This window comes from Reichenbachiella agariperforans, assembly GCF_900142205.1.
Taxonomy (GTDB): domain Bacteria; phylum Bacteroidota; class Bacteroidia; order Cytophagales; family Cyclobacteriaceae; genus Reichenbachiella; species Reichenbachiella agariperforans.
This window is the reverse complement of sequence record NZ_FRAA01000002.1, coordinates 620,239-639,229: the sequence shown is the minus strand read 5'-3', so window position 1 is coordinate 639,229 and position 18,991 is coordinate 620,239. Positions and strand designations below refer to the sequence as shown.

General features: G+C 40.5%; 15 protein-coding genes. 1 reads left to right on the top strand and 14 read right to left on the bottom strand.

From position 1 onward, the window contains the following. Positions 1–49: 49 nt before the first annotated feature. From BUB99_RS09070 to BUB99_RS09010, 13 genes are all read right to left on the bottom strand, one after another. On the bottom strand, positions 50–1,225 hold the full coding sequence (locus BUB99_RS09070) for an acetyl-CoA C-acyltransferase (RefSeq protein WP_073121658.1): 1,176 nt from the start codon (positions 1,223–1,225) through the stop codon (positions 50–52). 26 nt (positions 1,226–1,251) lie between these two features. Next, positions 1,252–1,605 (bottom strand): four helix bundle protein, encoded by a 354-nt coding sequence (locus BUB99_RS09065; RefSeq protein ID WP_073121656.1) that lies wholly within the window; start codon positions 1,603–1,605, stop codon positions 1,252–1,254. A 40-nt stretch (positions 1,606–1,645) separates the two neighbouring features. Next, complete coding sequence (locus tag BUB99_RS09060) at positions 1,646–4,048, bottom strand: 3-hydroxyacyl-CoA dehydrogenase/enoyl-CoA hydratase family protein (RefSeq protein ID WP_073121654.1); 2,403 nt, start codon at positions 4,046–4,048, stop codon at positions 1,646–1,648. Then, positions 4,041–4,505, bottom strand: coding sequence for a MarR family winged helix-turn-helix transcriptional regulator (locus tag BUB99_RS09055; RefSeq protein WP_073121652.1), 465 nt, complete (start codon positions 4,503–4,505; stop codon positions 4,041–4,043). The genes BUB99_RS09060 and BUB99_RS09055 overlap by 8 nt, the downstream gene beginning before the upstream one ends. 89 nt (positions 4,506–4,594) lie before the next feature. Beyond that, positions 4,595–6,406, bottom strand: a complete 1,812-nt coding sequence (locus BUB99_RS09050; protein WP_084190460.1) for a tetratricopeptide repeat protein — start codon at positions 6,404–6,406, stop codon at positions 4,595–4,597. Positions 6,407–6,788: 382 nt separating this feature from the next. Continuing rightward, positions 6,789–8,531: an Ig-like domain-containing protein gene (locus BUB99_RS09045; protein ID WP_073121650.1), complete on the bottom strand. Its 1,743-nt coding sequence runs from the start codon at positions 8,529–8,531 to the stop codon at positions 6,789–6,791. Next, positions 8,528–9,409, bottom strand: a complete 882-nt coding sequence (locus BUB99_RS09040) for a class I SAM-dependent methyltransferase (RefSeq protein WP_073121648.1) — start codon at positions 9,407–9,409, stop codon at positions 8,528–8,530. Before BUB99_RS09040 ends, BUB99_RS09045 begins: the two co-directional genes overlap by 4 nt. Before the next feature lie 2 nt (positions 9,410–9,411). Beyond that, positions 9,412–11,274 (bottom strand): tRNA uridine-5-carboxymethylaminomethyl(34) synthesis enzyme MnmG, encoded by a 1,863-nt coding sequence (gene mnmG, locus BUB99_RS09035; RefSeq protein WP_073121646.1) that lies wholly within the window; start codon positions 11,272–11,274, stop codon positions 9,412–9,414. An 89-nt stretch (positions 11,275–11,363) separates the two neighbouring features. Continuing rightward, positions 11,364–11,792, bottom strand: a complete 429-nt coding sequence (ybeY, locus tag BUB99_RS09030) for an rRNA maturation RNase YbeY (protein WP_073121644.1) — start codon at positions 11,790–11,792, stop codon at positions 11,364–11,366. Then, entirely contained in the window at positions 11,792–12,193 is a 402-nt protein-coding gene (locus BUB99_RS09025) for an ATP-binding protein (RefSeq protein ID WP_073121643.1), read from the bottom strand. Before BUB99_RS09025 ends, ybeY begins: the two co-directional genes overlap by 1 nt. A gap of 30 nt (positions 12,194–12,223) precedes the next feature. Beyond that, positions 12,224–15,499 carry a DUF4175 family protein gene (locus tag BUB99_RS09020; protein ID WP_073121641.1) on the bottom strand — a complete coding sequence of 1,092 codons (3,276 nt, stop codon included), beginning with the start codon at positions 15,497–15,499 and terminating at the stop codon, positions 12,224–12,226. Next, the gene (locus BUB99_RS09015) at positions 15,496–16,422 is read right to left on the bottom strand and encodes a hypothetical protein (RefSeq protein WP_073121639.1); all 927 of its coding nucleotides are present in this window, start codon (positions 16,420–16,422) and stop codon (positions 15,496–15,498) included. The genes BUB99_RS09020 and BUB99_RS09015 overlap by 4 nt, the downstream gene beginning before the upstream one ends. 2 nt (positions 16,423–16,424) lie before the next feature. Then, positions 16,425–16,781: a hypothetical protein gene (locus tag BUB99_RS09010; RefSeq protein WP_073121637.1), complete on the bottom strand. Its 357-nt coding sequence runs from the start codon at positions 16,779–16,781 to the stop codon at positions 16,425–16,427. 204 nt (positions 16,782–16,985) lie between these two features. On the opposite strand from BUB99_RS09010, the gene BUB99_RS09005 reads away from it, so the two are divergent. After that, positions 16,986–17,558: a ComF family protein gene (locus BUB99_RS09005; protein WP_170863767.1), complete on the top strand. Its 573-nt coding sequence runs from the start codon at positions 16,986–16,988 to the stop codon at positions 17,556–17,558. A 49-nt stretch (positions 17,559–17,607) separates the two neighbouring features. Here BUB99_RS09005 and gldJ read toward each other — a convergent pair whose 3' ends face one another. Continuing rightward, on the bottom strand, positions 17,608–18,837 hold the full coding sequence (gene gldJ, locus BUB99_RS09000; RefSeq protein ID WP_084190457.1) for a gliding motility lipoprotein GldJ: 1,230 nt from the start codon (positions 18,835–18,837) through the stop codon (positions 17,608–17,610). Positions 18,838–18,991: the final 154 nt, after the last annotated feature.

The following is an 18,991-nucleotide window of genomic DNA, read 5'->3' as shown; positions in this document are numbered from 1 at the left end:
GGCTTCCCAATATTGAGAAGCCTTTGTTGTTTTTCGCTGAAATCTTCGTTTAGCTCAAAAACTCGTAGATGCCAGCGACACCTTGTCCACCGCCGACGCAGGCGGAGACCATTCCGTATTTTTGTTTTCTACGGCGCATTTCGTTGAGCAATTGGATCGATAGTTTCGCTCCTGTACACCCGAGCGGGTGACCGAGTGCCACTGCTCCTCCATTCGGATTGACGATGTCTGGGTTCAAGCCTGCCTCTTGGATCACAGCGAGTGATTGTGCAGCGAATGCTTCGTTGAGTTCGATTTGCTCGATATCGTTTAGTTTCAAGCCTGCCTGTCTCAATGCCTTCGGAATTGCCTCGACTGGTCCGATACCCATGATGCGTGGGTTCACCCCTGCCGCGGCATAGGTCACCAATCTCGCAATCGGCTCGAGCTTGAGTTCCTTCACCATTTTCTCAGACATCACCATGACGAAAGCTGCTCCATCAGAGGTCTGCGACGAATTACCTGCTGTGACTTGACCACCCATTTTGAAAGCAGGGCGGAGTTTGGCCAGACCGTCCATAGAAGTGCCAGCTCTTGGGCCTTCATCAGTATCCACCACATATTCACGTTCGGCTTTTTTGCCCTCATCATTGATGTAGGTTTCTTTGACGGTGATCGGTACGATCTCGTCTTTGAATTTTCCGTCCTTGATCGCAGCAAGAGCTTTGTCGTGCGAATTGACTGCAAACTGATCAGCTGCTTCACGTGTGATCCCGAAATCCTTGGCAATTTCTTCGGCTGTCATACCCATGGACAAATAGTACTCCGGGTTATTCTTGGCAATTTCCCAATTGAGGGCGGTTTTGTATCCCATCATCGGGACGAGTGACATGGACTCGGTACCACCTGCGATGATACACTCGGCCATTCCCGCTTTGATTTTGGCGGTAGCCATCGCGATAGTTTCCAATCCCGAACCACAGTATCTGTTGACAATCAACCCTGGCACTTCGACTGGCAAAGCCAGCAGCGAAATCATCCTACCCATTTGCATGCCTTGCTCCGCTTCGGGAATGGCATTGCCGACGATGAGATCGTCGATTCTTTTCGGATCGAGCTCGGGCACTTGTGCCGTGAGGTGCTTGATCACATCTGCAGCGAGATCATCAGGTCTGGTGAATCTGAATCCACCTTTTTTTGATTTCCCAACTGCTGTTCTATATCCTTTGACTATGTATGCTTCCATTTGTTTAGATTTTGAGATCTCAAGAATCAAGAGTCAAGACTCTTAGAAAACCCGTAGATCATTTTTTGCAATTCATTAATTCTCGTTTCAAACAACTTAAAATCCTGACTAGCCATAAAACCTAGTTCACAAGACAAGTATAACTGCGTTTCCATCTCAAAAAGTGACCCCAAACTGATTTGTAAAAAGCGTTTGAAATCTACATTCGATTTGCGTGAGGTTCCTTCCGCGATATTGGAAGGTACCGATACGGAGCATCTTTTTATCTGCGAAATCAAATTGTACTTTTCGTCTTCTGGAAAAGAATTGAGTACAGGATACAAGTCTTTCACCAATTGGATCGACTCTTTCCATATCTTCAATTCTTTGTAGTTATGCATGTTGTCTTAATTCTATAATCTTGGCTCTTAGATCTAAATACTAGTTTCTAAGCGGTTTTCCTTTAAACAAGATGCTGTGGATACGTTCCAGAGTTTTGGGTTCTCCCGTCAAACTGAGGAATGCTTCTCTTTCTAAATCCAGCAAGTATTGCTCTGACACCAAAGTGCTGGAAGTCAAATCTCCACCGCTCATGACGTAAGCCAATTTTTTGGCTATTTTCGCGTCATGTTCTGAGATATAATTGCCATAGAGCATGCCTGTCACACCTGCCTCGAACATCGCCATCGAACTGCGTCCGTGTACTTTGATATCTTGGCGCTCAATCGGGCGAGTATAGCCTGCTTCGGCCATCTCGATGGCTCGTGCTTTGGCATCCGCCAAAAGTCGAGAACGATTGAGGGTGATTCGATCCGAATCCTTGAGGATATGCATGCCAGCTGCTTCAGCTGCCGACGTGGCAACTTTCGCTGTAGCGATATTCATGAAATACTCCTGTAGGACGTTGAGCTCTGGATCTCCCGTAGCGTACTGGTCTGAGGCACGGAGTGTAAACTCTTTGGTACCTCCCCCACCTGGGATGAGGCCCACACCTACTTCCACCAACCCGATGTAGGTCTCGGCATGTGCTTGGATCGCATCACAATGCAACGACAATTCACAACCCCCACCCAAGGCCAAGCCTGATGGCGCAGAGATCACCGGTATGTCCGAGAATCGTGCACGTGTCATCGTCTGCTGAAACTGACGGATCATCAAATCGATCTCGTCATACTCCTGATCCGACGCAAACATGAACAGCATCGCGAGATTGGCTCCTGCCGAAAACTGCTGTGCTTCGTTACCGATCACCACGCCGCGGAAATTTTCTTCAGCCATAGAGATGGCCGTGTTGATACCCTCGATCACTTCGCCACCGATGGCATTCATTTTCGTATGGAACTCGACATTTAGGATACCATCCCCGATATCGTAGACTGTCGCACCTGGGTTTTGGAAGACAATGTTGTTCTCCTTGTAGGCTTCCAGTATTACAAATCCCTCAGTACCAGGTACTACCTTATAGGATTGGGTCGGTATATCGTAGTAGAGTTTTTTGCCGTTTTCGAATTTGTAGAATCGATCATGCCCTGCAGCGATCATCTCTCCTACCCAGTCGGCGGGTTTCATTCCAGCGGCCTCCATTTTTTGAGCCGTTTCCTTGACGCCTAAGACATCCCAGGTCTCGAATGGACCAATCTCCCAAGCAAAGCCTGCGGCAACCGCCTGATCGATCCTATATAGCTCATCGGCGATCTCAGGGATTCGGTAGGAACAGTACTTGAACATATCGTAGAACGTCGCTCTGTAAAACTCTCCTGCTTTGTCCTCAGCGTTAACGAGGATCGGGAGACGTTCTTTGACATTTTCGATGTCTTTGACCTTAGAGAGGCTCTCATAGTGTGCTTTGGTTCGCTCACCATATTCCATGGTCTTGAGATTCAGTTCTAAGATCTCCTTTTTTCCATTTTCATCCACGGTTTTCTTGAAATAACCCTGTTTGGTTTTGTCTCCCCACCATTTTTTGTCGTAGAGTTCTTGGACGATGCGCGGCAGCTGAAATGTGTCACGCGATTCGTCTTTTGGCAAACCTTGGTAGAGATTAGTCGCTACCTTGACCGTAGTATCTAGGCCGACCACATCCATCGTACGAAAGGTCGCCGATTTGGCACGACCGATGATCGGTCCTGTCATGCGATCCACTTCGCCGACGGTAAGTCCCATTTTTTCGACCGTGTGCATGCCCGACATGATGGCGTAGATCCCAATCCGATTGGCGATGAAGGCCGGAGTGTCTTTGCAAAGCACAGTTTCTTTTCCCAAAAACAAGTCGCCATAGTTCATCAAAAATTTGACGATTTCTGAATCTGTATCTTTGGTCGGGATGATCTCGAGCAATCTCAGGTAACGTGGCGGGTTAAAAAAGTGTGTGCCACAAAAATGCTTTTTAAAATCCTCACTACGTCCATCCGTCATCAGGTGTATCGGAATCCCTGAGGTATTGGAGGTGATGAGTGTTCCTGGCTTTCTAAATTTCTCTACCGTCTCGAAGACTTGTTTTTTGATATCCAGATTTTCGACGACTACTTCGATGATCCAATCGTAGTTGGCGATCTTGGACATATCATCGTCAAAATTTCCCAACTGGACCAGTGCTGCTTTGGTGCTATCATACAGCGCGGCAGGTTTGGCTTTGAGGGTGGATTCAAACGCTTGGTTTACAATTCGGTTTCTGACAGGCGTGTCGGCGAGTGTCAGTCCTTTGGCTTTTTCTGCATCGTCTAGTTCACGTGGAACTATATCGAGCAGCAGCACTTCCACTCCGATGTTGGCGAAGTGGCATGCTATTCTTGATCCCATGATACCGGAACCCAGCACAGCAACTTTTTTGATGGCTCTATTCATTTTCGATCAAAATTATTTGTTGTTCTATGTTTCTGTTTTCTTCTATGACTTCTTCTATAGATGACATCACGTCAAAAAATGCGGAGAGTTTTTCGTCCGAGACTTTTTTGCGGACACTGTCGTTGAAATACAAAACGGCCTTTTTGGAAAAGCTCCTTTTTTTCTTTCCCTCTTCTGTCAGCATGATTCTAACGGAACGTTTGTCGTTAGGGTCCTTCTCTCGGTAGATGAGCCCAGTCTGTTCCATGTTTTTCAACATACGTGTGAGACTGCGCGCTTCCATCCCGAGTAACGGTGCGATTTTGGTCGCTGGCGTGCCTTCTTCTATATCGATGTTGAGTAATACAAAACCAGATGAGGCTGTAATTCCTTTTTCGAGTCCTCCTTGATTATACATTCTTGAAATCGCATGCCAAACAACTTTGATGTGATAATCAACCGTTTCTTCCTTTTTCATATCTTACACTTCTACCTAACAATGTTAAAGATATATAAAATATGTTATGCGCGCATACTAGTTAAGGTATTAGTTGTCAAGAAGAAATGTTATTGGTAGACGCTATCGCCGCGCAACTTTCGAAAACGCTTTCGTGCATCTGATACATAGATACTACCGGGATAGTCGCTCAAGAAATTTTTGTAGACTTCCATAGCCCCTTCCTTATCCATCAGATATTCTTCTAAAATTTTTCCCTCCAAGAAGGACGCATCATCACCGAACAAATCAGTAGCATAATTGAGCTGAATCACTTCGAGTTGCAAAATGGAATTGTCAAACTCTCCTGAACTCAAATAAATCTGTGCAAGCTGCCAGTGAATCTCATCGACTAGCGAATGTGCTGGATAATCCTCGAGCATTTGTTGATAGGCCCTTTTGGCCTGAGCGGTTTTGTGTTGGAACATGAGCAGATCAATATCTGCATATTTCTTCAAGACAAAGTCAGAGGTATCCAGCGCTGTGTTGTTTTGAATGAGCAAACTCAACGCTATCGCATCGTTAGCGATTTCTTTGGTCGTAGCGGTTTTGAGAATATCCAAATGACTCTTCGCCAATTCAAAATTTCCCATATAGTAGTTTAGCCTAGCATTTTTGAATTTTGCTTCATATCCTATTTTGCTTGATTTGTTGGCTTTTTCGACTTGTGCGTAGAGTAGTGTAGACTCCCATGGTTGATCTATCAGTAGGTAAATATCTCCCAAATCCAACTTACTCAATGATTTGATTTTTTCGTTTACACGTGGAATACTTATGATTTCATTGAGGATTTGAATGGCTGAATCTTTTTCATCAAGATAAAAAGCATGTAACAATGCTTTTTGGCGATATGCCTCTATTGTTTCTTGATTCAAACCCACTCTCGTCATTAAATGATGATAGTCATGGGTTAACTGACGGATTGCTGTTTTGTCAACAGGGAAAGTTCGTTTCACTTTTTCTTGTCGAGCAAGTATGAGTTCTTTTTGGGCTTGGAGGTTGTACTGACTCTCTGGTAACTTATCCACGATGTATGTGAATATCTCTTCGGCATCCGCATAGCTTTCATTTTTCAATGCGATCTCACCGATGTTGATGAGTCGATAGCCATTTTCGTTCATCCGCTTATTGATTGCTCGTGCTTGAATGAACGCACCATGAAAATCTTTTTGTTGCACATGTGCCCAAATCAAAAGATCCGCATACATTTTGTCACTTGGATTTTTCTGAATGTTGTCGAGTAGAGTATTTTGAAAATACTGAATATCTTCTTCGCTTTGTAGTAAGTTTTGAAGGATGTTCTTGACGTACCTTAGGTTTTGTGGTCTGAGCGAAGCGAAGACGAGATATTCATTTAGCATCTCTTCTTTTTTGCCAAGCACACGATAGGTGTTGGCCAGCTCTAGTGCATAATCCTGTTTGTTTCGAGAACTCTGTCTCCCAGCGATATAGGTATCGAGTGCATAATTGGCCAGTTGTTTGCTGATAAAATACTGCGCAGCAGTCCGCACCAAAAATCCGTTTTCTTTTATCTCAGTTATCAACATCTTGTACTTCTTATCAGCCTGATCGTTGCGATCGGTAGTGGTATAGAGGATTCCTTCATCGATTTGGTAGTAGACGTTCGATGGGTAACTCTTGAGCGCAACTTTTAGATATTTCTCTGCAGCCTTGTAATCATTGAGTGATAGGAGTACATCCAGATAGTTGTTGTGAATATTAGGAATATTCTGCGATGACTTGGCCAGCTCATCGTATAGATCTTTTGCTTTCTCATAATCGCCATTGAGATAATACTCATTGGCAAGTTGGATATTCTGATCATCCTGGGCCACCAGTGTGAGCGGAATGATCAAGGCTAATATGGATAAGAATTTTTTCATATGCGTTTGTCCACACTTTTCTGCGCTCTTACAATATATAAATAGATTATAAATAAACTATTATTATTTATTACCTCCGTGGATATGTGGATAAGTGCTCGTTTTTGAATGTGTTGTTTATTGTTGGTTTAATATTCATTGTTAAGCGACATGTTATCTACATCGTAAGTCATTGAGGTTTAGTCTTTCATAACGTTTTCCACAGTTTTGGTTAGTTTGTTGATTACTTTATTGTGATGTTGATCGTTTGATGACTTTTGTGGATATGATCAAGTGAACTTTCAATGTTTCATGTGGATTGTTACCCTGTCATAAGTGTCAAAGATTAATTGGTTTTTGTACACAGGTTTTATCATCTGGTTTCACGAGTTATCCACAGGTTTTAGAAGGTGATCTCTATATTTTCAATCTCCCAGTTGGCACGTATATCGAATAGTTCAGGATAGAAATAAATGGATTCTTCCTGTTGATTTTGCAACATACTGCCGTGTTCCCATGCTCCATCCTGATTGTCATCTATCAGAATGCGAAAGGTGTACTTGCCTGGTTTTATATAGCTAAATGTGAAAGTCTTGGCATTCTGTAGTTCAGAAATAACCTTGTATTTGTCATTGACTAGTTGCAGTATGTATTGTGGCACTTGTGTTGTGACTTGTCCAGATACTTTTCCGAAGTTTTCTGAATCTTTGAAGGAATAGAATCTGGTGAATTGTTCGACGGTATCTTGATCTATGGTGATGAATGTTCCATGTGGAAAATTCATGTAGACTTGCTCGGTCTTAATCTTATTCAGATAGTTGACTTTGAACTGTGTGATAGAGTCTAATGCGATGCTGTCTGATACGAGCTGTGTCGTATCAATGAGTGTATTTCTGAGACTATCTACTTGCTGCTGTAGGAAGTATTTGTCTAGCGTGTTGATTAGGGTTAGTTCTGTTCTGTTTTCATTCCATGTGGCAACACTATCTACGAATGTATATTTATACAGTGTATCATATTGATACGTCATACTATCTATTGTGAATTGAGTGATAGGTTTAGTGAAGCTAAAAGTCATATTGAAGGTTGGATCAATATTGGATTTGTCTGTTGGTAATAGACTGCTGTTTAGTTTTTCAGGTTTTCTTTTGCTCTCAGAGAACTGTATATAGACTGTGTCTTGAATCTGATTGTACACTGTATCCTGTGCAGATATGATGAGCTGCAAACTATCTGTATCATAGGTATAGAGAGAGTCGTAGTAGAAGCGTAGTGTCGTTCTGCCTTTTATTATGTTATTGATTGGAATATCTAATTGGTTAGTAGAATCGGCTTTTTTGATTTTATAATTCTCAATGTATTTGTTGTAGAGTACATCGAAGTACTGGCCTGTTTTTTTGGATCTGACCATTTTGAGGGGAGTAATGTTGAGTAGCTGTATTTTGATATCTAAATTCTCCTGGCTCGTATTGAGGTTTACAGAATCTTGTATAAATCCATGTGACTCTTCATCTGGTTCGCATTTGAGATTGTTGTTGGCATCTTCGAATGCGTAAATTTTATAATAGCCATTTTTGATGTTTTCGATTCGGTAGGTTCCTGAAGTGTCTGTTTGTGCAAAGTATCGAGGCTTTCCTGTAAGTATGTCCAGCGTGTCTTTGATTGAGTAAACAGCAATGGTGGCTTTGTCTATGTTCTCATTGGTGTACAGGTTGGTAATACGTCCTGAAATACTAATAGAATCCAAGAATGGACCAGTTGAGAATGCTATGCTAAAGTTTTCTACAGGATTTTTTTCTGTTACATCCACTACCCCATCGGCGAAATTGAAAGTATAAGTAGTACTGTCTTCGAATTTTTCTTCGAATTCAATATACAAGTCGTTCTTTTTCACTTTGAATTTGTAGGGGTTCTCAGTGAATGGTGTGATGATTAATTTTTGTTTCAGTTTATCCGCATTGATTCTTTCGTTGAATTCAAAGGAGAATTCTTTTCCATCGAAATTGATTGTCTTGTCTGTGGGATTACTTTCTAAAAGTAGCGGTGGTATGGTATCCCTAGGTCCTCCTGAAGGCGTACCTTGATTAGCACAGGCATATACGAATATGGCGATGAGGATAATGACGAAGGGAAATATATGTTTCATACTTTTTTGAATATGTAAATAATACTGGAGTAGTTGTGGTTATTCTTTTTGGCCCATCGGTTTGATAACAATCCGATACAAAAAGCTTTAAAATAATTTGATTGACCTGTTTTGTACTTTTCACTCAGAAGGCTCACATAGAAAGAATCGAATTTCATAGGATGGGTTGCTTCGAGCTTATAGCCGTTATATTTCATCAGTGCCGTTATCGTCTCTTGATTGAAATGATAGAGATGTCTTGGTACATCGTAAGCAGCCCAGTGCTTCTTATAGAAGCGTTGATCATAAGATGCGGAGTTTGGTACTGCGACTATTAAACGGCTCTTTTTGGATAGATGTTGTTTGAGTGCTTGCAGTGTTTCATTGATGTCATGTACGTGTTCTAATACATGCCATAGTGAGATGATACCATATTTTTTAGCAGGTAGTTTATCGATATTTTCGAATACTGTATCTCCTATATTCTTCTGTGCTATAGTTCTGGCATTCTGATCCGGTTCTATTCCTGTTACTTTCCAGCCCTGCTCTTTGATATATTTGAGCAGTTGGGCGGTACCGCATCCATAGTCCAGTATTGTTTCCTTATCAGATAGGCTTTGTATTAGTTTGAACTTTGTCTTGATGGTATGGTTACGAACTAGTTTATAAATCCAGTTTACAGGGTTGGTTGCTTTGTTGGTGTGTGATATATAATCTTCAAACTGGTAGTATTTGCCAATTGCTCCCTTGCTAGGTCGTGGACTTGTTATTAAAAGTTCACAGTTTTTACACTTCATGATGGCGAAACTCTCGTGTGTCAATGAGTGGTCGTCACAGATGATGTGGTTGGTAAATTCCTGATAGTTACATGACGGACATGAATCAATTTTTTCGTACATAGTTATCTAGCCATGTAGACCATGAGCACGGATATATCTGCGGGATTGACTCCACTGATGCGTGATGCTTGGCCTAAGTTGGCGGGTTGTATGTTTGATAGTTTTTCTTTGGCTTCTGCTGAGAGGGCGGGTATTTCTTTGTAGTTGAAACCTGCGGGAATCTTTTTGTTATCCAGATCTCCCATTCTATCAGCAAGACTTTTTTCTTTCTCTATATAAGTTTCATACTTGATCAGGATGGATGCTTGTTGGAGTATTTCTGATGATAGACCTTTGGTTTTATCTTTCAATTCATCACTGAGATCAATGAGATCTTCGATTTCCATTTCTGGTCTTCGTATGAAATTGATCAGGGGCGCTTTCTCTTTGATCTTAGCGGAGTTCTTTTCTTCGAGTAGACCATTTACTTCTTCAGGTTTGACCTTTAGATTTTGCAAGTCTTTGATAAGAGTTTCAGTTTGCGATAGCTTTTCATGCACTTTATCTAATCGATCCTGTGATGCTAAACCGAGCTGATGTCCTAAAGGGGTAAGCCTTACATCAGCATTGTCTTGTCTGAGCAGAATTCTAAACTCTGCTCTGGAGGTAAACATTCGATAGGGTTCATTTGTACCTTTGTTAATTAGGTCATCAATGAGTACCCCGATATAGGCATCTGATCGATTAAGTATGAAAGCGTCTTTTTCGTGGATCTTATTATGCGCATTGATTCCTGCCATTAATCCTTGACTAGCTGCTTCTTCATAGCCAGTGGTACCATTGATCTGCCCAGCGAAGTATAGTCCTGATATTAGTCTAGTCTCCAGTGTAGCGTCTAATTGAGTAGGTGGGAAGTAATCATACTCGATGGCATAGCCGGGTCTGAACATCTTTACCGTTTCGAACCCTGGTATTTTGGTGATGGCTTTGTACTGTACATCCTCAGGTAAACTGGTGGAGAATCCATTAACATATATTTCTACCGTATCCCATCCTTCTGGTTCTACGAATATTTGATGACGTTCTCTGTCAGCAAACCGGTTAATTTTATCCTCTATGGATGGACAGTATCTTGGCCCTAGTCCTTTGATTCTACCAGTGAACATAGGTGATTGTTCAAAGCCTGTCTTCAGGATTTCATGTACCTCACTGTTGGTATAGGTGATGTGACAGGGTCGTTGTTCTTTGAGCGGTTTAGTATCTGAGTAGGAGAATTTACCAGGTACTTCATCACCGGGTTGTTCTTCCATGACTTTCCAGTTCAGTGATCTACCGTCTACGCGTGGTGGAGTTCCTGTTTTCATTCTACCTGATTCGAACCCTAGTTCTATGAGTTGTTCAGTAATTCCTGTTGCAGCCTTCTCCCCTGTTCGTCCACCACCGAAGCGTTTTTCTCCTATGTGTATGATACCATTGAGGAATGTCCCATTGGTAAGCACGACTGATTTTCCTTTGATTTCTATTCCCATGGAAGTCCTGACGCCTTGGATTCTGTTATCCTTGACAAGCAAACCTGTAACCATTTCTTGCCAGAAGTCTACGTTGGGTGTACGTTCTAGTGCGAGTCTCCATTCTTCTGCGAATCTCATTCGATCGTTTTGAGTACGTGGACTCCACATAGCTGGCCCTTTGGATTTGTTGAGCATGCGGAATTGTATCATTGATTTATCTGAGATGATACCAGAGTAGCCACCCAATGCATCAATTTCACGAACAATCTGACCTTTGGCAACTCCGCCCATAGCGGGGTTGCATGACATCTGTGCTATGGTATTCATGTTCATCGTGATGAGCATGACTTTCGAACCCATATTGGCTGCCGCTGCTGCTGCTTCACAACCTGCATGACCTGCACCTACTACTATTACATCGTATTCTGGAAACATAGTATTCTATATTGTGTTCCACGTGGAACGTTACATCTGTAACCCTAAGGGTTTGTAAAGTGTTCCACGTGGAGCATTCTATTTCTTAGTTATTGAAATTGCGGCAAAGATAAGTAAGCATTCTCTTTTTGTCTCATGAGGCTTTTGTCTTCATCGCTTTTGTCTTTGTACCCTACCAAATGAAGGATGCCATGAATAATAACTCGCCTCAGTTCGTCTACGAAAGGGATATCCTGTATCTGGGCATTGTCGCGACACCTGTCTATGCTCACGAATATATCGGCCTCTATTTTACCCTCTTCTTCTGAGTTGTCAAATGTAATGATGTCTGTGTAGTAGTCGTGATTGAGGTAGTCGATATTGACTTGAAGTAGATATTCATCAGAGCAAAAGATGTAATTGATACCTTCCAAACTATACCCTTCGGCTGTTATGGTATGAGTAATCCATTGCTCAATGTTTTGAACGTTTGTGAGTTCAAAGTCTATGTCCTCGTAGAAGAATTGTATTTCACTCATCAGGCGAGATAAAAGCTAAGTTCGACACGTCTGCCATCATCTTCGAATTTGACTTCATCACAAAGATTCTTCATCAGGAAGATGCCGCGACCACCGGGCTTTTCTATGTTCTCAGGAGCTGTAGGATCGGGTAGACTGTCGTAGTTGAAGCCCTTACCCTCATCTTGTATGGTGAAACGTATGAGACTTTCTTCGAGTGTTAGGGATAGGTCTACGTTTTTGTCCTTGTCGGATTGATTGCCATGGACTATTGCGTTGTTGACAGACTCGGTCACGGCGATCATAATGTTACCATAGATGTCATCATCAAACTGAAATTTCTCTTTGGCATTGTCTATGAAACTTTCGATTATGCGAATGTTTTCCGATAGAGAAGGGATTTGAATTTTTATGGCATCCATAGTGTGTTGTGTTTATCGTTCACAAATATATTATTGTTGATTCAAGCTTTGGAAATATTTATTTACTTCTTCCTTATAGTAAGGGTTCATCTTAGGTGGTAAGGTCTGTAATAGTTCTAGTTCTGATTCTTTCGCTTTGATATACTCTTCGAATTTCTTTTGAGATAGTTGATCTTGCTCTTTTGCGGATTCTGCTTCCCGCTTTTGATCGAGTTCTCTTTCTCTCAGTGCATCTTCGGACTGTAACATGCGAGTAAGTATATCTTGTTGTCTACGGATTGTCTCTTGTTTGATGTTCTTGTTGACGAGATCTGTTTCCGTTTGTTCCATTTTTTTGATGATCTCTTCCAAGTTGTCAGATAGACCCTCCTCCCCTTGGTTGAGTCCGTTTTGCATTTGCTGTAGTTGTTGACGGAGCATTTCTTGTTCAGCAGCGAGTTCTGCTAGTTCTTGGGATAACTGACGACCAGACTTCCCACTCTTTTTTAGTTGTTCTATCTTTTTGTTAAGTTCTCCTTGTAGCTGAGACATATCTGGAGTGTTCTTCTTTTTTCCTTTCTGACCTTTCTGTGGCATGCCCATGGACTGAGCCATTTGATCCTGCATCTGCTGGAGTACATCTGTCAGTAGTAGAGACAGGTTATTAATAGCAGTCATGGTGTACTGTTGGCTAGAAAGTGCTTGTGGTTTTTTACGATCCTTGAGTCCTTGTAGACTGGATTCAATGTTTTTGTTCATTTCATTAAGCTCTCGGGTGACAAAACTTTGTATCTGAAACACGCGACTGGCCAGTGATTTGAGACTGTCTTCGATGATCACAGCATCATCACGTAGTTTTAGTTGTTCTTGAGAGAGGCTAACAAATCGAGGGTCACTTTGGTCAACTTCTCTAAAATTGTCCATGACTCTTTCTTGGTCGAAGGAGAGCGTAATTAGGTTGTCTAGGATGTTGCGTAGGTTGTCGATGTTCTCTTGCATCATTTTCATCTCCATGTTGGCTTGCATACCTAGCATCTTATCACGGAGTTCTTTCATCTGTTCTGCAGCATCTTGTTGCTTGCCACTAGATTGTTTGCGGTTGTTTTTGTCTAGTTCTTCTTGTGCTTCTTTTTGCGACTGATCTATGGATTCTTGTTGTTGCGAGAGATTCTCTAAGTTTTCTGGTTGTTTTAGTTCTTCGTTGAGCTCCTCCATGGCTTTCATCTCCTCTTTGATTTGTTCAAATTCTTTGTCAAGCGCTGATTGTTCTTCTTTTACTTGGTCTAAGTTCTTTTCCTTGTTTAGGTTTTCTTTAGCTAGTTTAGATTGTTCTTTTTCTAGTTCGTTGAGGTCTTGAATTACTTCATCCATTTTGAATTCGAACTGCATTCGTTTGAACATTTCCAACGCACGTTCTATTTCATCTTCCAAGTTTTGCTCTTTATGTGCTACTTGTTCCATTAGCTCATCAAGGTTCTTATCTGTTTCTTGTTCTTGCAACAGCTTTTTAAGTTCGTCATAGAGTTTTTTAGTCTCTTCATCGAGAACGTCTTCCATGATTTTTTGTAGCTGAGCCGCTTTTTTCTGTAGTTCAGGATTAGGCTGATGAAATTTGTTTTGTTTATTAGTGAGCTCTTTGTGTTTTTCAGCCAATTGCTGCATTTCTTTTTCTAAAGACTCTTTGTCTTTGATCAGTGAGTTGAGTTTTTTCTTCTCTTGCCAGTTGTTGTTTTTCTTCTTGATACCTTCCTGGATATCATCTATTTGCTTTCTAATGTCTTGTGCTTTATCCAGTGCCTTATGCATGTCTCCTTTGGCCTGTGCTGCAGTTTTCTCTATATCAGCATTGATTTCTGATTTTTCAGGAATTTTAAAGGTGAAAGTAGATGATCTAGTGGCTTTGAACCCATGAATTTCATCATTGTCCCATATACTCACATAGTAGGTCAATTCATCTCCTTGATTTAGATGAAGAGAATCGATATTGATTTGATGATAGAATTTTTGATTGGTGACGGATGGATTAATGGATATTTTTTCTCGCGTTTTGTTTCCGTTCCATTCATAAGTGACTTGCATCTTGTGAAAACCATAATCGTCAGCGATTTGACCGTCTAAGATCAAATATTGATACAAAGTAGTGTCTGTTACGGTTATCAGTTTTAATGATGGATATTGATCCTCTATGATATCTATGTGATATACAATGGGTTCTTTATTTTGACTGTGGGTATTTGTTAATCGTATTTGATAATCACCTTCTTTGTGAATAGACCTTGATAGGTTGAATTGGTTCGGTGTTTTAGAGCTAAAGTTTGTCGTATCCTGTGAGGATAGAAATTCTACTTTTTCAGCGCTCACGGAGTTTATATTCCAGGAGCCATGAGTTCCTTCAGGTACGGTCAAGTTACCGTTGTTAATCACTGTGACATTCGCTAGTCCAGTATAGTTAGGATAATCCAAATCAATGGTTAAATGCTTGATTTCTGGCCTTGAGATGACTTTTACTTGGTAGGTGCTACTATGATAATTACCAGCTGTGATATAAAAACTAAAATCGTTTTGTGCTTTAGCAAATTGATAGTTAAGTGTATGTTGGTCTGTCGCTATTTTGATTTGCTGCCCTTGACTATGTATGAAGGCATGATCGGGTATAGCCTCTCCCATTACATTTAGTTGTAAATTGTATGTCTCATTTCTAAATGCTATGAGCTCACTAATCACTTCGATTTGAAACAAAGACCGATTGTATTCTTTGTCATAATTAACAATACGAGTTGTACTCTCTGTTAAGAAACTAGGGATAAGAAGCAACAGCGCAACAATAATGATGGATGGAATTAAAAAGTATTTGAGATGCTTGCTGTTCTGTTTGAGGTCAATACTGGTGTCAAATGAAAAGGGTGATATTTCTTGTGTCCGTTGTATTAGGCTCGCATTTATCAGTGCGTTGTCTCCTTGATTTTGTTGTAACTGAAGTGTATTAAGTATTTTATCCCCCAATTCTGGAAATAGTGTACCGAGTTGTTTAGCCGCGAGCTCATTACTCAGATATTTATTGGGATTAATAAATTGTAACAACGGGAGTATAAAAAAGAAATACAACAGCACCAATAGGCTAAGAATCAGTACAAAGAATAGTGAAGTTCTCCCTAAACCATCAAATCTAAAAGTGTACTCTAAACTATTGATAAACAGGTATATAGATAGTGATATACCTGCCAATATTAGTGTTTTTCTTATCAGATGATTAAGAAATAGCTTGCGTTTGTAGGCGAGTAGGTTACTCGATAACTTAGGGTCGGTATGTTGCGTGTGCTTATTCAATAGCGTTGTATGGTGTCGAAGTAGATGTGCATCATTTGATCCGATAACTTACTATAGTCTTTTAAACCCTTTATTCGAGTTTTAGTTATGTAATACTCAGGGTTAATTTGTTTGATGAGAAGTGTATCGCTAATAGGATTTTGCTGTGCTTGCAAACGATTCGTTAGTTGTTCAAAATCATTACTAAGAAATGGAACAATTTGTTTTCGGTATATGATGTGTGGTTTTGACAATACATCATCTATATTTTCTACCTGAACTACCTGATGGTATTCATTTTTCAAGGTGTCATGATTTGAAACTTTTGTTTCATCAAAAAAGTAAGAAATGGAAAATTCGATTAGTGTTGTATCACGTTCCTCATGAGTCGAGTCAAAATGTCTGATGTATGACAAATTGTCCACTATTTTAAGGCTATTTCTAAGGCTTATACGTGACTTAAAATTATAAAACTCGTAATATGCCACAGATCCAGCGTTAGATGGCGTTAAATTGTACTTACTGTATGGATTTTTTCGTACATTTTGTACGAATACATCCATTTTAGGGCTATTTCTGCTAGAAAAATCAGTCATGAACAAATCAAGGTTTCCTTCGACAAATTCGCCTAAAATGGCTTCTTCATTTTTTAAAAACCGGATATTTATGTTTTTTATGGCTAAACTATCTATCGAAGTTAGACTGTATAGTATATCATCATTAGTAGAACTAATTGTGTACTTTGGCTTATGAAATACTAAATCATAGACGAATTTTTCGGCGGGGCTATTTACTTTGGAGGAATCTAGGCTTAACAGGTTAGTATTAAAATTTATCGTGAGCGTTTCACGTGAATCAAGTATGTTGGTTTCACGTGGAGTGCTTTGTTGTTTGCAGCAGCAGAGAGAGAGCAATATGACGATATATGCTAAGGGAGCTTTCATATTTAAAAAGTCAGCCCGATTTCTTGCTCGAAATAATCAATTGTATTTATTTTCAACAGTTTTTCTTGTTCCATTAGATTCAGGTTAGGTAGGTTCTCTCCTGCTTTCCAGTGAGGCCAACCATCTTGATCAATGCCATCTAGTTTATAATATCCAGACAAACTAAGAACTTTGCATATGCCTAGGTGTATGAGGTCTTGCTTTTCTTCTTTGGAGAAATTAAGTTGACCTTTTCCTAATTCTTGTACGCCGATGAGAAAGAGAATACCATTGAGATCAGAAGGTTTTTTACCAATTACTATTTTGAGTTCTTCCCTTAATTTGAGCCACTTTCTATCTAAATCTAGATCTCTTTTCATAAATCAAATTTCTATTTTCAAATATAATTGACAGCAATACAGGAATCTATTTTTATCTTGAAGAAAGCATCAATAGACATGGATTTTACAAAATATTGGAGAGCATTTGTAACATTAGTCTTCCCTATCACTTGTGCGGATTGCAACCGGCCGCTTGTAGAGGGGGAAGAGTTTTTGTGTTTACATTGTAGAATGGATTTGCCATTGACTAATTATCATCTAATTAATCCTAACCCTTTAGAAACGGCTCTGTCAGGATATATAACCATAAGTAGGGCACATGCTTACCTCAAATACAATAAGAAAGGAACAGCACAGAAGCTATTGCATCAGCTGAAGTATGGTGGTTCCAAGAAGGTTGGCTTGATATTAGGCAAATGGATGGCAAGAGACCTTAAGTCTGATCTAGAAGCTTCTCAGATCGATTATATAGTTCCCGTACCACTATATCGCACACGGTCTCGAAAACGTGGTTACAATCAATCGATGGAAATAGCAAGAGGCCTCTCGGAGACGCTTGCTATTCCTATAGCTAGTGAAGTGATTAAACGTATCAGAATGTATAAGTCACAGGCGCAAAAGAGCCGTTTGGATAGGCTGAATAGCGATCAGTCAGAATATAAGGTGATAGATAAAGCTATGATAGAAGGAAAGCACATTTTGTTAGTGGATGATGTGATCACTACTGGTGCTACGATTGGTGCTGTTTCACGTGAACTTTTATTAGTAGGTGAAGTAGCTAAACTATCTATAGCTTGTCTTGCTACGGGCAAATAAAAAGGTCAACTGTTAAGCTGACCTTTCATTGTATCGTTTTATAGGACTACTAGTAGTTAGTACCTGCCCGTATCATTGCACATCTAAACCCGATCGTAGAAGTAGCCGAATCTTCTTCTAGGAATCTTCTTGTTCCTGGAGACATCCAGTAAGCTACATCTGCCCATGATCCTCCTTTAAATACTCTAACTCTGTTACTGATTAGAGAATTGAAGTTTGCAGCATCATAGCCATCTTCTTCATCTAGGAATCCGTCATTTCTGACAGGGTTTAGGTCATCAAAATCTTGATAAGACAATGGTCTGTATACATCTTGTACCCATTCGTTTACGTTTCCAGCCATGTTGTATAGACCGAAATCATTAGGAGGGTAATCGTAGATATATGTAGTGATCATTGCACCATCATTTAGTTTACCAGCGATACCAGCATAATCACCTCTACCTCTTTTGAAGTTGGCCATGAAAGTACCAATCTTCTTACCGTAAGGGTTTCTTAGTGCATGACCATCCCATGGATAAAGTCTTCTGTGCGTGTGGTTTTCATCCAGCCATTGTGTGCCGATCAAAGCTTGTGCCGCATACTCCCATTCCGCTTCTGTCGGTAGTCGGTAGTTTGGCAATACAAAGCCTGTCTCAAGTGGAATTCTTTGGTTTGGCGATGCTGCTTCAGCTTCTGCTCCACCTCCATCATAGTCTTCATAGTAGCCAGCATCTTCAGCCAGTTTTTGATTCACGACGATCGATCTCCAGTTACAATAGTCTTGTGCTTGTTTCCAAGTCACACCCACGACTGGGAAGAATCTAAAGCCTGGGTATCTTAAGTAATGATCTACATAAGGATCGTTATAAGCCAAATCTCTAGACCAAACTGTAGTGTCTGGCAAAGCTGACTTATAGAACGCAACCGAAGAGTCTAATCTGACAAAATGCAGATACTCTAACCAGTGAATGTTGGCTACTTCTGTTTCATCCATATAGAATGAAGCAACAGTAACTGTTCTTTCTAGGTTGTTGTTGGTATGCATAATATCTTCTTCGAAAGATCCGAGAATGACACGTCCGCCTTCAATGAATCGTAAGTTAGGCCCTTCGGGCTGCCCTCTAAAATCACTGACTTCAAATGCACCTTCTTCGTTGTACTCTAGTCCAGTAGCTGAACTATACGCACCAGGGCTCTGACTAGTCGCATGTCCGCCACCTCCACCACAAGAGCTTAATGCAAAACCTAATCCCAGTGCAAACGCCGAAGCGTTCAAGAAAGGAATAAATTTCTTCATAACAATTATCAAATTTTATTCGAACTCCTAAAATAGCTACAAAATTTAACAAAACAAATCACATGCAAAATTGAAGAAAATCTATATTCAATAATTCTGGCTTGGAATCTACTTTGTCGCTATAGTCTACTTTACTAATATTTAAATTCAAAAG

Excerpts from the sequence above, each read along its gene's own strand:
- BUB99_RS09070 (WP_073121658.1), bottom strand. The coding sequence starts at position 1,225 with ATGGAAGCATACATAGTCAAAGGATATAGAACAGCAGTTGGGAAATCA.
- BUB99_RS09065 (WP_073121656.1), bottom strand. The coding sequence starts at position 1,605 with ATGCATAACTACAAAGAATTGAAGATATGGAAAGAGTCGATCCAATTG.
- BUB99_RS09060 (WP_073121654.1), bottom strand. The coding sequence starts at position 4,048 with ATGAATAGAGCCATCAAAAAAGTTGCTGTGCTGGGTTCCGGTATCATG.
- BUB99_RS09055 (WP_073121652.1), bottom strand. The coding sequence starts at position 4,505 with ATGAAAAAGGAAGAAACGGTTGATTATCACATCAAAGTTGTTTGGCAT.
- BUB99_RS09050 (WP_084190460.1), bottom strand. The coding sequence starts at position 6,406 with ATGAAAAAATTCTTATCCATATTAGCCTTGATCATTCCGCTCACACTG.
- BUB99_RS09045 (WP_073121650.1), bottom strand. The coding sequence starts at position 8,531 with ATGAAACATATATTTCCCTTCGTCATTATCCTCATCGCCATATTCGTA.
- BUB99_RS09040 (WP_073121648.1), bottom strand. The coding sequence starts at position 9,409 with ATGTACGAAAAAATTGATTCATGTCCGTCATGTAACTATCAGGAATTT.
- mnmG (WP_073121646.1), bottom strand. The coding sequence starts at position 11,274 with ATGTTTCCAGAATACGATGTAATAGTAGTAGGTGCAGGTCATGCAGGT.
- ybeY (WP_073121644.1), bottom strand. The coding sequence starts at position 11,792 with ATGAGTGAAATACAATTCTTCTACGAGGACATAGACTTTGAACTCACA.
- BUB99_RS09025 (WP_073121643.1), bottom strand. The coding sequence starts at position 12,193 with ATGGATGCCATAAAAATTCAAATCCCTTCTCTATCGGAAAACATTCGC.
- BUB99_RS09015 (WP_073121639.1), bottom strand. The coding sequence starts at position 16,422 with ATGAAAGCTCCCTTAGCATATATCGTCATATTGCTCTCTCTCTGCTGC.
- BUB99_RS09010 (WP_073121637.1), bottom strand. The coding sequence starts at position 16,781 with ATGAAAAGAGATCTAGATTTAGATAGAAAGTGGCTCAAATTAAGGGAA.
- gldJ (WP_084190457.1), bottom strand. The coding sequence starts at position 18,837 with ATGAAGAAATTTATTCCTTTCTTGAACGCTTCGGCGTTTGCACTGGGA.